Consider the following 13381-nt stretch of genomic DNA (forward strand, 5'->3'; position numbering starts at 1 on the left):
AGAATCAGGATATCAGGCCTTGGCGGCGTAGAGCGCCTTGCGTTCGCTGTCCGACAGGAAAGCCATCTCGACACCATTGCGCTGCAACTGTGCCAGCTCGCTGTCGCTGAAGCCCATCTCGGACTTGGCCACCTGATATTCATGGGCTATATCTATGTTGCTCACCCCGGGATCGTCTGTGTTGAGGCCGATCAGCACCCCGGCTTCCATGAAGGTGCGCAGCGGGTGAGTATCGTAGGAGGCCACGGTGGAAGTGTGCAGGTTGCTGGTCGGGCAGGACTCTATGCCAATCCTATGCTTCGCCAGATACTCCATCAACTTGGGATCATGCACGGCATTCACCCCATGACCTATACGGGTCGCCCCCAATTCCTGGATAGCCTGCCACATGCTCTGGGAGCCGGCAGCCTCACCCGCATGGGCCGTGATAGCCAAGCCGGCATCGCGCACCCGCTTGAAGTGATCATTGAATAACTCACCCGGGAAGCCCAGCTCGTCGCCGGCAAGATCCATGGCCACCAGATGATCTCTATGTGCCAGCAGACCATTCAGCTCCTGCATGCAGGCTTGCTGTCCGAAGGAGCGGGACAGTATGCCTATCAGCTTGACCTGGACCTTATGGTCCCGCAAACCGGCACGCACACCGTCGATCACTGCCTCGACCACGCCTTCAATGGGCAGTTTATGATTCATCGCCATGTAATAAGGGCTGAAACGCAGCTCGGTATAATCCAGTCCGGAAAGAGCGGCATCGGCCACGTTTTCGTAGGCGACCCGCTTCACGGCATCGAGATCGGCGAGCACGGCCACCATCCAGTCCAGCTTCTTCAAGAAAGCCACCAGACTCGATTCTTTACCCTGAATTTGTACGAAAGGCGCCAAGCCGGCCAAGCTGTCGGCGGGTAAGGCAATGCCATGTTGGTGTCCCAAATCCCAAATCGTCTCGACCCGGACATTGCCGTCCAGATGACGATGCAGATCCACCAACGGAATGGATGTATCAATCATAATTAACCCCTTGTGAACTACCCTGCCAATGCTGTTGTTATTTGGTCCTGGGTGGAAGGCTAGTTTAACACGCATTCGCCGCCACTTTTTGGCCTATGCCGATATTTATCTGAGGGTCGACGAGCCGGCCGAAATACATTTGGTCACATTTGGCCCGGCCCCCTGGGCTGCCCTCTCGGCTGACGATAGGGCATAATCGGCCAGACTAGAATGAATAATAAAGGAAAATTGCATGTACAAGCCTCTCATGCCCCTGCTGCTGGCCGCTTCCCTGTGCGCCTGCCAAACCCTGCCCCCTGCCGACACCGGCCAGGTCCCCAGCACTCAAACCCAACCACTGATAGCGCCTGGCTTGCAGGCGATCATCGACAGAGACTGGCAAATCCAGTTGCAGACCAGCCCCGACCTGGCCCACGGCCAAGGGGATGAGAGCGCCGCGGCTAAGCTGCCGGACTTGTCTCCCGGGGCCCTGGCCGGCACCCATGCAGCGCAGAAACGCTTGCTCGACGAGCTCAAGCAGTTGGATAAGACAGGCTTCAGCAAGACCGACAAGATCAACGCCAAGATACTCCAGGATCAGCTGCAAAATAGCGTCGACCTGTACCAGTATAAGGATCACTACCTGCCGATCACCGCCGAGAGTGGCTTCCATGCCGAGATTGCCAACATAGCCACAGCGCGCTTCGCCACCATGGCGGATTATCAACACTACCTGGCTAAATTGCGCGCCCTGCCAGACTACTTCGCCCAGCAGACCCATTGGCTGCGCCAGGGGCTGGCCGCCGGCATCACGCCTCCCAAGGTCACCTTGAAAGGTTTCGAAGACAGCATCAGCGCCTTCATGGTGCCTGTAGAGCAGAGCGGTTACTTCAAGCCCTTCACCCTGTATCCGAGTCACTTCAGCGCCACCGAAAAGGCCCGGCTGACGGCGGAAGGACGGCGGCTGGTGCAGACGCTCGTCTTGCCCTCATACCGGCAGTTTTACGACTTCATGACCCAGGAGTACATCCCCAACGCCCGCACCGACATAGCCGCGTCCAGCCTGCCCGAGGGTGAGGCGTTTTACGCGAACCGGGTCCGTTATTACACCACCCTGGATATGACCCCTGAGCAAGTCCATCAACTGGGGTTAGCCGAAGTGCAGCGCATCCGCGCCGAAATGGATAGGGTCATTGCCAAGGTGGGTTTCAAGGGCAGCTTCGTCGAGTTTTTGCATTTCCTGCGTACCGATCCGCAATTTTACCCCACAAGTGCCGAACAGCTGCTCAAGGAAGCCGCCTATATCGCCAAGAAGGCCGACGCCATGCTGCCCAGGTATTTCGGCCACCTGCCACGCATGCCCTATGGCATAGCGCCCGTGCCGGCGGAAATTGCCCCCAAATACACCACGGGGCGCTATTCGGGTTCCAACCGCGACGACGAGCCGGGGTATTACTGGGTCAACACCTATGCCCTGGATAAGCGGCCACTATACGAACTGGAGGCGCTGACACTGCACGAGGCGGTGCCGGGACACCATTTGCAGATCTCCCTCAATCAGGAGCTGGACGCCCTGCCGGATTTTCGCCGCTACGGCTATATCTCGGCCTTCGGCGAAGGTTGGGGCCTGTATTGCGAATATCTGGGGCTGGAGGCTGGCTTCTACCAGGACCCTTACAGCAACTTCGGCCGCCTGACCTATGAGATGTGGCGCGCCGCCCGCCTGGTGGTGGACACAGGCATGCATGCCAAGGGCTGGAGTCGGCAACAGGCGATAGACTTCATGGCCGGCAATACGGCACTGTCGATGCACAATGTCACCACGGAAATTGACCGCTACATCACCTGGCCGGGTCAGGCACTGTCCTACAAGATAGGCGAACTCACCATCAAGCGCCTGCGCCGACAGGCCGAAGCGGCCCTGGGGGAAAAGTTTGACCTGCGTAAGTTCCACGATGCGATTCTCGAGAATGGCTCTGTGCCCATGTCGATCCTCGAAGCCCAGATCTCAGACTTCATAGCGTCGCAGCGCAAGTAGGCAAACTGAAACGGCAAGCAGGAATATCGCCTGCTTGCCCTTGGTGTTTCAGATGAAGAAGAAAAAATAGGTGACCAGCAGGAAGGAGATCAGGGCGCCGGTCATGACAGGGTAGATCATATAGGCATCGTTGGCGCGCCGCGCCCGGATACGGCAGAGGTGAGTTAAAAACACGTTGTAGACCAGCAACATAACAGAAATCAGCGCGCCATAGCGAAAGCTCAGCGACTGCATTTCTATGGCTGTAATGAGCAGCAGCACCCAATCGAGCAATATGAGATACAGGAAAAACTTCTGTAATTTGTCTGCGCCCCTGCGATGGAAAGCAACAGTCATAGCAAACCTCCTAGTCGGCCAGTTGCGGTCTGACACTGTGGATCAAGGCCAACACCTTGGTCGTATCTGCATCCAACCAGCGTGCGCCAAAGAAATTGAGTCTTCCCTGCACCCTGTGAGTTCGGGTTACCTCGCACCAAAATTTACCCTGCTCGAACTCCAGACAGATATGCTGGCCGATCACCAAAGCCACGCTGCTCAGCAGACCGACACCACTGATACTCAGATCTTTCACACTGGCAGTGCCCAGTTGACTGACAAGAAACCAGTTCGTCTTCAATATCTTGACTCTTATACCATCACAGGCGAGCGCCAGCGGCACCCTGGGGTTGAGCCTGAGACTGAATCTCTGATGTTCACGTCTGTTGTCCTGCGGCTCAAGTTCCACCTCGGACACAGCCTGGCCGCCGCTACCCGCTTCAAAATGAACAAATTCTTCATGCTTGCTCATGGTATCATTCATTGCTGCTGATATCTCATTCTGGGTTGATTCGCTGTGGCCCGCTGTTTCGCATCCTGCACCTGCACCCCGGCTTCCAGCACTTCTGCCGGCACCCCGACCATGTCGCGGATCAATTGCTCGGTCGATGACGTCAAGATCAAGACTTCGATGCGACGGTTGGCGGCCGCGGCCGTATCTGCAGCCACATAGGGCACCTGGTCCGCCATGCCCGTCACCTGGATCACCTGCTGGCGTTTAACGCCGCCGTATTCCAGCACACGTCTGGCGAGCAGGGCACGTTTGCTGGACAGCTCCCAGTTGGTAAATAAGCTGCCGGCATAAGGTGCCGAGTCGGTATGACCGGAAATCACCATGCTGTTGTGTATCTTGCCAAGCACGGGCCCGAGGGCCAGCAGCAAGTCCTCGAAGTAGGGTTGCATCTGGGCACTGCCGCGGGTAAACATAAACTGGTCGACGTTGTCATGGATCAATATGCGTATCCCCTGGGGAACCAGGGTCACGGCTATGTTATCGGCCATGCTGGAACTCTGCACCACACGGTTCAGCTCGCGGGCCAGCACGGCCAGCTGCGCCTGAGTGTCGAACTGCCCGGGGATCATGGCATTGGACTCAGGCCCCAAGCCTGCGTTCGCTTCCGCCTCTCCCACTGGCACATTATTGTAGAGCGCCGGACCGGCGCGCTCGGCACCGCCGGCGGCGGCCGAGGGCAGCACGGCTTGCTGAATGGCCATGTTGCCTTCCAGGTCGATCAGGGAAGACGACTGGCTCAAGTCGAAGGGGTTCATGGCCCCTGTGGCATACATATCGCCACGCAAATATTGCACTATCCTGGTGCGCTCTTCCTGATCGGCAATCTGCATGATCCACAACACCATGAAGAGCGCCATCATGGCCAAGGTAAAGTCGGCAAACGCCACCTTCCAGGCCCCACCGTGGGACGTATTGCGCTTCTCCCGCCGGCGCCGCTTGATGATGACAGGCTCATTTCTATGGAGCATCGGCTTTTTGCTCCTCCATCCAACGCTCCAGTTCGATGAACGACGGTCGGTTCTCACTCTGGATCTGCTTGCGGCCGGCGTCTATGGCCATCATGGGCGGCTTGCCCTTGGCAAAGGCCGTGAGCATGGCGGCCACACACCTCAGCTGAGCGGATTTACGCTCGACCAGATGCTCCAACGCCTTGGACATGGGATCGAAGAAACAGTAACAGGCGAAGATACCGACGAAGGTCCCCACCAGTGCCGCAGCCACCTTGACCCCTATCATGGTGATGGGGCCGTCTATGTTGGACATGGTGATGATGATCCCCAGCACGGCGGCCAAGATACCGAATCCCGGCATGGCTTCGCCCACTTTACTGAATGCCTCCGAGGGTCTGAGTCTGTCTTCTTCTATGCGGTGGATCTCCTCTTCGAGCATATGCTCGAGATCATGGGGTGAGATCTTGCCTATGGACTGGATACGTAAGTTATCTATCAGAAACAACAGCACATTCGAATGCTTGAGCACCGCCGGATACATGAGAAACAGCGAACTGTCCTGGGGATTCTCTATGTGCTCATCGAGCACCTTCAGCCCCTGGACCTGGATCTTGGCCATCAACACGCCCATCAGGGCGAATAGCTGAGGGTACAATTCGGGATCTTCCTGTTCCCGGCTGAAGAGTTCCCTCACCTGGGTCAGCATCTCCAGCAGCACCGGCTTGGGGTTGGCTATGACGATAGCACCTATACCCGCGCCAAAAATAATCAAAATCTCGGCCGGTTGCCACATGGATGCCAAGGCGCCACCGGCCCAGACGTAACCCCCGAACACCGACATGAAAATAATTATCAAGCCTATTAGTTTGTTCATTGCGCTCCCGCCACTCCAAAACTTCTCACTGCTGCAGTATGCTTTTCAGCTGTACCACGGCCAATTTATGTAACTGACAAATCCGGGTCTCGGTTAACCCCAAGGTCATGGCAATTTCTTTTAAATTGAGTTCATGCTGGTAATAAAGCGACAGTATCAGCTGCTCTCTTTCATTTAATTGCGACATGGCCTTGATCAGGCTCTTCTTCAACATGAAATGTTCGACGCCGCCGGCCGCCGCCACGGGATCATTTCCCAGGCTCAGCATCTCATCCAGGCTCTTCATGGTTTCGGCCTGGGTCGCGTATAAGCGCTCCCGGTAAGCCTGCTGATCCAATCCCATGGCCTCGGCCACTTCGAGATCCCCAGGTTCGCGTCCCAGCTGACGGCTGAGCTGACGCACTGTATCGTTCAGTTCATGGGCCTGCTGCCTGACGGGTCTGGGACGCCAGTCCTGACGCCGCAACTCATCCAGGATGGCGCCACGTATCCTCTGCCCGGCGAAGGAAAGGAAGCCGTTGTCATACTCGCCAGGATAACGACGCGACGCCTCCAGCAGCGCCATCATGCCTATCTGCTCCATGTCTTCCAGTGCCAACATGGCACCACAATGACTGCGCAGCTGGGAAACGGCCCGTTTCACCAGCGGTAAATATTGGCGGATAAGCTGCTGTTCGGACAGGCGCCGCACCGGCGGCTCATCACATACTTGCTGATAGGCTAACTGACCGGCAGTATTCATCCTCAACCCCTCATTGCATCACCATGCGGGTAAAAAGCACTTCGTCGACATCTGAGGCAAAATCATTGTCAGACAAGACCTTGGCTATCAGCACCAAGGCCTCGGCCTGCAGGCTATCGAGCTGATCCGAATCGTTCAATTGCTCGAAACGCTTGCGGGAAAACATCTTCATCAGCGAATTGCGAATGACGGGGTCCGCCTCATCCAACACGCTTTGCAATGCTGGATTGCGGCTCTTGAGGGTCATCTCCAGCAGGAGATAGTGGGGGTACTTATCTCCCGGGATCGAGATGATGAACTTGTCCAACGGATAGTACTTGGCCACCTTGACCAGCTCTTCCTCGGAGGAAAAGTGACTCTCGACCCAAGCGGGTCCATGCAAGCCCAACCAGAGCACCGCGGCGGTCCATCCCAGGGCCACTCCCACTATCAGTATCCATCTGACCAAAGCCTTTCTCGCTATTGCCATGTCACTACTCCTGCATTAAGCCAGTAAATTCAATTGACGTTCATCATGGAACGCCTGTCGATGCGTCTGTGTCTCTTGGTCCTGTTCATTCACGCCGGCGGTGATGGAACCGCCCGTCTGTTGCCGGCCTTGCTGCTGCGCCTCTCCCTGCCCCGAGCCTATGTCCAGTTGGATTTGACCACCGTGATCCATGGCCAGCTCGGCCCGCAGCCGCTCCAGTCCGGTCGAGAGCGCATCGCGCACAGCAGGGTTCACCGCATGCATCTGCACGTGCAGACGATCACCATCCAGGCGGATATTGAGTTCGACCTTACCCAGCTCGGGCGGATCCAACCTCAATTCGGCATGCTTGATCTGCTGATCTATCTGGAATCTGAGTTGCTCCCGCAGCGGCGTCAGCATCTCCCGGGCCTGCTGGGTCACGGCGGCATTGGGGGAAACAGACACTGGCCCCCACTGGCTGACGCCTGTTTGCAATGCGGCCAATTGTTGCCCATTCGGTTGCTGCCCACTCAGTTGCTGATAGGACTGACTGTCGGCCAAGGGACTCGAAACAGGGTCTAACAGACCAGACGCAAGAGCTGCAGCTGGCGTAAAGCCTTTGACGCCCGCCGCCGGCAGGGATGCCAACAGCGCGGCGGCCGGGGAAGAAGATGCTGCAGGAGGAACTATGCCAAAGCCTGTGCTAGAGCCGACACCAAAGCCGGTGCCAAAGCCCGTGTCAGAGTTCATGGCGCCGGCAATGGCTGCCACCGGCACTCCGGTCGGCATGGCACTCGCAGCAGGGTACGAAGGCGCCGGCTGCGGCCTCTGTTCGGGGAGGAGATTGGCGGCATTCGCTGGTGTCGAAGGCACTTCGGGGGCGCCGCCCCTGACCAGGCCGGTCGTCACAGACATGGGTGCCAAGGCACTCGCAAGCGCCTGGCTCGAGGCCAATGTCGACTGCTGCCTTGTCTCCTGCTGAGCAACTGAGGTAAAGCTCGATGGCATGCCAGCCGCCGTATCCTGGGTGTAGAGGGGGAAGGTCGCCATGCCATAGGTTTGTTCGTCCCGGGCCTCGCCCCCTGAGTCCTGTCCCTGTGGGCGAGCAGGCCTTTCCCCGGAAGCCAGCGCAAACTGTTCCTCGGCGGGTGCGCCGGCGGCGGCTTGTATGCCACTGCCGGTCTGGGCTGCGCCGACCGGACGTGCCGTAATAAGATCAGATATCATCCACTGCCCCACTCATACGGGTTAATTGATAGGCCGCCAGGCCCTCTTGTTGGTCCTTGAAACGCTTCATCTCACGGGTCAGCTCGTCACGAGCCTGCATCAGCTCGGCCAGCACCTGGGCATGCAGGCGGCGCAATTCGGCCCTGGCCTGCTGCTGTGCCGGACTGGCCGGTGCACCGGCCCGATTCAGCGCCTGAATAAGCAGTTCATTGAGTCTCCCCAGGGCCTGCCAGTCTCCGGTATCGGCATGCTTGCGCATTGCCAGACCGAACTTTCGCCACTGCTCAATTGAGATTGGCCCATCCAGCTCTGACATCTGTGATCACCTGAGTTACCGGGAGGAGCGCCTGCACGCTGTTTTCGACGCTGGCACTGACGAGTTGGCGACTGCAATAGTCATAGAGACGATTGAGACTGCTGGCCACCTCACCGCCATTGTCCAGATCCAGCATGGAGTCCAGGCCATGGACTATGTTGAGGCACTTGTTGATGCTGACGCCCTTGGCCTCATAGCGTTGACGTTCCATGTGGCCGGCGGCGCGCTCCAACTCCTCCAGCAATCCCTCGAGCAACATGCGCACCATGTCGTGGGAGTTGGCGGCGGCGACCCTGGCGTCCAGCGACGCCTGTTGGTAAGCATTGAAGGGATCGTGCTCATTTAACATTTAGTGTGATTTCCTATTGAAACAAATCGCTGGCAGCGCTCAACTGGTTGATCGTCGCCTCCATGGCGGTAAATTGCGCCAGGTAGATCTGGTAACGCTGTTCCATCTGATGGTCGTGGCGCGCCATGTTGTCTTCGACCCTGTCTATCTGACTATCCAGGGTCTTCTCTTTCATATCCATGAAGCCATTGAACTCGGTAAAAGGCTTCATCACCTGCTCCAGACGATCGACATAGCTGCCGCCGTCGGTAAACATCGCCTGCACGGCACCGGGATCGTTCTTGAGGGCCTCGGTCAGCTTGGTCTCATCGACCTGTAGCTTGCCGTCGCGACCCATCTCTATGCCGATATCCGACAACCTCATGCCATTGGGAGCCGCGGCAAACACGCTGTCGCGCATCCTGGCCTGTAACATGCGGATCGAGGAGTCGCCCTTGAGCACCCCTATCTGCGATTCTTTCACCGAGGTCGAGATCTTGTCTTTGTCCTCGCCATCTTTGCTTTTTTCGCTGTCCAGCACCGTGGTGCCCATGGAGCGCGTCAGCTGATTGATCTGGGTCAGCATGCCATTGAAGGACTCGACGAAGTCCTTGACCGCCTCGCTGCTGGCGGCGGAATCGTCCTCGACCTTGATGGTGCTGCTCTCGCCCAGCACATGGGTCTTGGTCAGTTCCAGGGTCACGCCATCGACCACGTTTTCCAGGTAGTTACTGGCGCTGCTGATGTCTATGCCATTCAGCGTCAGCTGCGCATCCTGGGCCGCACGGCGCTCTGTCATGCCCCAGTCGACGCCATCGAGCTGCACGGTAAGGCTATTCGCGGCACCTGACTCGTTGGCCGACAACATGAATTCTATCTGGCCGCCGGTGCGCACCAGCGAGGCCTGCACCCCGGGGTTAGCGGCATCTTTATTGATCAAATCCCGCAGCTGGGCGACCGTGATGCTTGCGCCGCCGTTGACCGTGGCCAGGTCTATCTCGATGCGATCGGCAACATCTGCGCCCAGCTGAATGCTCAGCACGCCGGAGGCCGGCAACAGCTCGTCTTCGGTGGCATAGCTCTTGCTCAGCTGCTGCGCCTGTGCCAGCTGGTGTATGCTGAGGTCATAGATACCCTTGGGCGCATCTGTCTTGACAGTCACCAGCGCCTTGTCGTCGCTGATGCTGGCTGTCTTGCTCTTGAACGCCTCGGTGTCGAAGGATGTCAGCTTGGCTGTCAGCTTCTTCATGCTGCTCTCGAGCAGTTTGTAGGCATCCAGCTTGGTGTTATAGGTGTTGAGGCTATTCTTGAACAGCTGATCCTTACCCATGCGGTCGGCCGAAATTAATTGCTGGGCAAACTGCGCCGCATTCATACCAGAAATCATGACAATCCCTCCAGGTTGACAGGCTTACAGCAAGCCTAATGCCAATAATTTATCTACTTGTTTTAATATGGCTTTTTTAAATTCAGTCGATGAAAGCTGCGAAGCGTCTTCCGTTGCCGCAATGCAACTGGAAGCTAGGCTTCCGCCCTGGTTTGCCGGGGCGAGGCGCGAATCACTCGATACACTATGAAAAGGCGACCGGAACCGGGCAGAACTGAAATGAAAAGCACTGGGGTTGCGCCGAAACGAAAAAAATAAAAAAGGGGCCGTAGCCCCTGGTCTTGCAACAAAACGGATTAACGCAGCAGACCCATGACCAGGCCTGTGTTCTGGTTGGCTGAAGACAGGATAGTGGTACCTGCCTGAACCAGCATCTGGTTCTTGGTCATGTTGGCTGACTCGACGGCGAAATCGGCATCCATGATGCGGCCGGCGGCCGTCTTGGTGTTTTCCACCACACTGGTCAGGTTGGCGGCCGTGTGGCCCAAGCGGTTGATGTTGGCACCCAGTTTAGAGCGGGCAGCACCCACGTCATCAATGAAAGCATCTACGGCGGCGATGGCTGTTGCAGCATTGCCCGCCTTCACGTCGCCAGCCACGTTAGTAATGGTACCTACTTGTACGTTCAAGGTCTCGGTAGCGCCAGCACCAATCTGAAAATTTACACCAGTGTTCAACACGTCGAACAGATCGTTACCCGCATAGGTAGTTTCAGTCATGATACGATTAGATTCTTTTATCAGCTCTTGGAATTCGGCATCCAGAGCATCCAAGTCGGCGGCCGAGTTCACGCCGTTGGCGGCCTGGGTCGCCAGTTCTTTCTGACGGTTGGCTATTGTGGTCAGCTCATCCATGGCGCCATCGGCGGTCTGCAACATGGAAGTGGCATCTGAAATGTTACGGCCGGCCGCTTCCATGCCCTTGACGTTGGCATTCAGACGGTTGGCGATCTGCAGGCCGGCGGCATCGTCGGCGGCGCCGTTGATGCGCAAACCGGTAGACAGGCGCTGCATGGCGTCGGTCAACAGGCTGTTGCTCTTGGAAACCGCGTTTTGTGAAACCAGTGAAGCATAGTTAGTGTGAACTGAAAGCATAATTGTTACTCCGGGAAATTAAGTGTTTTTGTTATTACAAATAGATAAGACGACTGCTAAAAAGAAAACTGAAAATAAAAATATCAATTTATGAAAAAAAGTTTTCTTTACTGACCCTGATGCCTCGCCAACGCCGCCCCGGAAACACAAAACCGACCCAGAGGTCGGTTCTTTGTACAGTCACATACATACTGATACAGCAAAAAATCAACCGAGCAGGGCCGTCACCTGGTCCCTGTTGGTATTGCCTTGGGCCATCAAGGAGGTCATCTGGTAGGCGAAGGGCTGAGGTTGCATGAACTTATGCAGCTGCTGCAAATCCAGCTGCGGCTGAGCCGATGCCGTCGAGGCTTGCGCCTTGGCGAGCAGCACAGCATGTGACGCGAGTATTTCCTGGATTTGCGTGGTGACTTTTTGTCGCGTCTTGATGATCTTGGCCAGGCTCTGTTTCAATTCCGCCCCGGGTTGCAGCTGCCACTCGCGTGGATCCTGCCAGCCGTATCTCTCCTCGAGGCGGATATTGCGCAGCTCACCGGCCGGCAACCTCTGGCCTTCGCCCATCATCAGCACCCCTTCCTGCAGTCGGGCCCAGGCGGGTCCCAGGGCCTTGAATATCGCCTCACCGGAAGATGAATCGATACTCAGGCCAAGGCTCGCCAACGCCGGCGCCAAGGTGGCGTTCAGTGCTTGCCTGTCTTTGCCCGCAGGCAACAACAGCTGCAGCGACTGCTTGCCCAGCTGGATGAGGATGTTTTCATCCCTCTGTTTGGGCGAGGTTAAATCGACGGACTTGAAGCAGAACACATGGGGCGCGGCGGCCCTGGAGGGGCTCAATAGATTGAGCTGATGATCCAGCAGGGCCCTGCCCTGATACTCGGGCCGGATCCGGGTCAGCTGCCCGCGCAACTGCTCGGCCTGGGTCAGGCTGTCTTCTTGCGCTGCGCCATGGGTCGCGCTCAAGGCCGTCTGCAACTGCGCCTTTAACTGCCCAAGCAGAGTATCAGCCTGCTGCAGGGCTTGCAGCGCGACCTGAGAGGCGCTGATGCCATGTTGCTCCCGCGCCGTCCTGGCCCAGCGCCCATAGCTGGCCAATCTATGTCTGGAGATCGCCGGCTGGCGCTTCGGCGCCCCCTGGCTCGGCAACACTGGGCCTGCATTGCCCGCCGCCAAGGTTTGGCCCTGGCGCAGCACATTGAGCGAATCGCCTATCCCTTTGATCATCTAGTCCGACCCTAGAGGTTGTTGAAGAGCGTGAGCTGGCTTATCTGCACGAAGGTCTGTTGGGTCACCTTCAGGGAAGTCAGCTTGACGTTGAACTCTGCCGTGGCCTTGGCGTAATCCAGCTCCTGGGTCTCGCCTATCACCTGTTTGTTGAACAACACCATTTCCTCATGGGAGCCCTTGGCCAGCGACAGGCTGTTTTGCTTGCCGCCCATCTCTGTGATGGCGCTGTTGATGCTGTCCAGGGTATCGTTCAGCGCGGCCTGCATATCCACACTGGCCGCCTGAAAAGCGGGATCGCCCGGTGCCAGGCTGGGGTCCTTCAGCACGGCAACATAGTCGAGGGTCTGATTCAGCAGATCCTGACTGGCATTGGAGAAGAGGAAGGCTTCGGCTGTGACGTTGGCCGTCATCCAGGAAGAGGCCGAGGTCTGTACCTCCCGCTGTTTGCTGTCGCCTTGATAGACATAACGGCCGGCAGCATCCGTGCCTACAGTGACCTTATCGACACTGTTGCCGGAAAACAACGAGTTGCCCACATCGTCCTTGGCATTGACCATGTCTACCATGGATTTGAGCAACTCTTCCATCTCCAGGGCATAGGCGGCCCTGTCTTCCTCCGACAGGCTGGAATTATTGGTGGCGACGCTGAGCTCCCGCATCCTCTGTTGCAGGTCCACCATGCCCGACAGGTAGGTTTCGGCCCTATCCATGCTGGTGCTGAGGGAGTCGATATTCTTCACATACTGCTCGACCGAGGCCAGGTCCCGCTGACTGGCCATGACCCGCACAGTGCCTATGGGGTCGTCCGAAGGCCGCAATATGGACATGCCGGTGGAGAGCATCTGGTTCAACCGGGCAACGGCCGCCGTGGTATTTTGCATGCTGTGAACGTTATTTGTGTACAGATTCTGCATGGTGACGCGCATCGTCGGAC

15 protein-coding genes are annotated in these 13381 nt (G+C 57.3%); 1 reads left to right on the forward strand and 14 read right to left on the reverse strand.

The window, feature by feature from the left end:
- Nucleotides 1-12: 12 nt before the first annotated feature.
- Nucleotides 13-1008, reverse strand: coding sequence for an adenosine deaminase (gene add, locus HC757_RS16260; protein ID WP_169565442.1), 996 nt, complete (start codon nt 1006-1008; stop codon nt 13-15).
- Nucleotides 1009-1240: 232 nt separating this feature from the next.
- On the opposite strand from add, the gene HC757_RS16265 reads away from it, so the two are divergent.
- On the forward strand, nt 1241-3025 hold the full coding sequence (locus HC757_RS16265; RefSeq protein ID WP_169565443.1) for a DUF885 domain-containing protein: 1785 nt from the start codon (nt 1241-1243) through the stop codon (nt 3023-3025).
- Nucleotides 3026-3073: 48 nt separating this feature from the next.
- Here the strand turns inward: HC757_RS16265 and HC757_RS16270 are convergent, their stop codons facing one another.
- The 13 genes from HC757_RS16270 to flgL all read right to left on the reverse strand — a co-directional run bounded on the left by HC757_RS16270 (nt 3074) and on the right by flgL (nt 13373).
- Nucleotides 3074-3361, reverse strand: a complete 288-nt coding sequence (locus HC757_RS16270; RefSeq protein ID WP_169565444.1) for a hypothetical protein — start codon at nt 3359-3361, stop codon at nt 3074-3076.
- Nucleotides 3362-3371: 10 nt separating this feature from the next.
- Nucleotides 3372-3812: a pilus assembly protein PilZ gene (locus tag HC757_RS16275; RefSeq protein ID WP_169565445.1), complete on the reverse strand. Its 441-nt coding sequence runs from the start codon at nt 3810-3812 to the stop codon at nt 3372-3374.
- Between the two features lie 8 nt (nt 3813-3820).
- Nucleotides 3821-4822, reverse strand: coding sequence for a flagellar motor protein MotB (locus HC757_RS16280; protein WP_169565446.1), 1002 nt, complete (start codon nt 4820-4822; stop codon nt 3821-3823).
- Nucleotides 4812-5678, reverse strand: coding sequence for a flagellar motor stator protein MotA (motA, locus tag HC757_RS16285; protein ID WP_169565447.1), 867 nt, complete (start codon nt 5676-5678; stop codon nt 4812-4814). The genes HC757_RS16280 and motA overlap by 11 nt, the downstream gene beginning before the upstream one ends.
- A 25-nt stretch (nt 5679-5703) precedes the next feature.
- Nucleotides 5704-6420: an RNA polymerase sigma factor FliA gene (locus HC757_RS16290; RefSeq protein WP_169565448.1), complete on the reverse strand. Its 717-nt coding sequence runs from the start codon at nt 6418-6420 to the stop codon at nt 5704-5706.
- Nucleotides 6421-6430: 10 nt separating this feature from the next.
- Complete coding sequence (locus HC757_RS16295) at nt 6431-6889, reverse strand: flagellar basal body-associated FliL family protein (RefSeq protein ID WP_169565449.1); 459 nt, start codon at nt 6887-6889, stop codon at nt 6431-6433.
- A gap of 15 nt (nt 6890-6904) precedes the next feature.
- Entirely contained in the window at nt 6905-8098 is a 1194-nt protein-coding gene (locus HC757_RS16300) for a flagellar hook-length control protein FliK (protein WP_169565450.1), read from the reverse strand.
- On the reverse strand, nt 8088-8414 hold the full coding sequence (gene fliT / locus HC757_RS16305; RefSeq protein WP_169565451.1) for a flagellar protein FliT: 327 nt from the start codon (nt 8412-8414) through the stop codon (nt 8088-8090). Before fliT ends, HC757_RS16300 begins: the two co-directional genes overlap by 11 nt.
- Nucleotides 8383-8763, reverse strand: coding sequence for a flagellar export chaperone FliS (fliS, locus tag HC757_RS16310; RefSeq protein WP_169565452.1), 381 nt, complete (start codon nt 8761-8763; stop codon nt 8383-8385). The genes fliT and fliS overlap by 32 nt, the downstream gene beginning before the upstream one ends.
- A 13-nt stretch (nt 8764-8776) precedes the next feature.
- A complete protein-coding gene (gene fliD / locus HC757_RS16315; RefSeq protein WP_169565453.1) occupies nt 8777-10129 on the reverse strand; it encodes a flagellar filament capping protein FliD in 1353 nt (450 codons plus the stop codon).
- Nucleotides 10130-10425: 296 nt separating this feature from the next.
- The gene (locus tag HC757_RS16320; protein WP_169565454.1) at nt 10426-11223 is read right to left on the reverse strand and encodes a flagellin N-terminal helical domain-containing protein; all 798 of its coding nucleotides are present in this window, start codon (nt 11221-11223) and stop codon (nt 10426-10428) included.
- Nucleotides 11224-11430: 207 nt separating this feature from the next.
- On the reverse strand, nt 11431-12444 hold the full coding sequence (locus HC757_RS16325) for a hypothetical protein (protein ID WP_169565455.1): 1014 nt from the start codon (nt 12442-12444) through the stop codon (nt 11431-11433).
- Between the two features lie 11 nt (nt 12445-12455).
- Complete coding sequence (gene flgL / locus HC757_RS16330) at nt 12456-13373, reverse strand: flagellar hook-associated protein FlgL (RefSeq protein WP_169565456.1); 918 nt, start codon at nt 13371-13373, stop codon at nt 12456-12458.
- Nucleotides 13374-13381: the final 8 nt, after the last annotated feature.

It is taken from the genome of Shewanella salipaludis (genome assembly GCF_012911865.1).
In the GTDB taxonomy this organism is placed as follows: Bacteria; Pseudomonadota; Gammaproteobacteria; order Enterobacterales; family Shewanellaceae; genus Shewanella; species Shewanella salipaludis.

What these genes read in the sequence shown, in the direction of transcription:
- fliD (WP_169565453.1), bottom strand. Translation starts at nt 10,129, where the DNA reads ATGATTTCTGGTATGAATGCGGCGCAGTTTGCCCAGCAATTAATTTCG.
- fliT (WP_169565451.1), bottom strand. Translation starts at nt 8,414, where the DNA reads ATGTCAGAGCTGGATGGGCCAATCTCAATTGAGCAGTGGCGAAAGTTC.
- HC757_RS16265 (WP_169565443.1), top strand. Translation starts at nt 1,241, where the DNA reads ATGTACAAGCCTCTCATGCCCCTGCTGCTGGCCGCTTCCCTGTGCGCC.
- HC757_RS16275 (WP_169565445.1), bottom strand. Translation starts at nt 3,812, where the DNA reads ATGAGCAAGCATGAAGAATTTGTTCATTTTGAAGCGGGTAGCGGCGGC.
- fliS (WP_169565452.1), bottom strand. Translation starts at nt 8,763, where the DNA reads ATGTTAAATGAGCACGATCCCTTCAATGCTTACCAACAGGCGTCGCTG.
- HC757_RS16270 (WP_169565444.1), bottom strand. Translation starts at nt 3,361, where the DNA reads ATGACTGTTGCTTTCCATCGCAGGGGCGCAGACAAATTACAGAAGTTT.
- HC757_RS16295 (WP_169565449.1), bottom strand. Translation starts at nt 6,889, where the DNA reads ATGGCAATAGCGAGAAAGGCTTTGGTCAGATGGATACTGATAGTGGGA.
- HC757_RS16320 (WP_169565454.1), bottom strand. Translation starts at nt 11,223, where the DNA reads ATGCTTTCAGTTCACACTAACTATGCTTCACTGGTTTCACAAAACGCG.
- HC757_RS16300 (WP_169565450.1), bottom strand. Translation starts at nt 8,098, where the DNA reads ATGATATCTGATCTTATTACGGCACGTCCGGTCGGCGCAGCCCAGACC.
- HC757_RS16325 (WP_169565455.1), bottom strand. Translation starts at nt 12,444, where the DNA reads ATGATCAAAGGGATAGGCGATTCGCTCAATGTGCTGCGCCAGGGCCAA.
- flgL (WP_169565456.1), bottom strand. Translation starts at nt 13,373, where the DNA reads ATGCGCGTCACCATGCAGAATCTGTACACAAATAACGTTCACAGCATG.
- HC757_RS16280 (WP_169565446.1), bottom strand. Translation starts at nt 4,822, where the DNA reads ATGCTCCATAGAAATGAGCCTGTCATCATCAAGCGGCGCCGGCGGGAG.
- add (WP_169565442.1), bottom strand. Translation starts at nt 1,008, where the DNA reads ATGATTGATACATCCATTCCGTTGGTGGATCTGCATCGTCATCTGGAC.
- motA (WP_169565447.1), bottom strand. Translation starts at nt 5,678, where the DNA reads ATGAACAAACTAATAGGCTTGATAATTATTTTCATGTCGGTGTTCGGG.
- HC757_RS16290 (WP_169565448.1), bottom strand. Translation starts at nt 6,420, where the DNA reads ATGAATACTGCCGGTCAGTTAGCCTATCAGCAAGTATGTGATGAGCCG.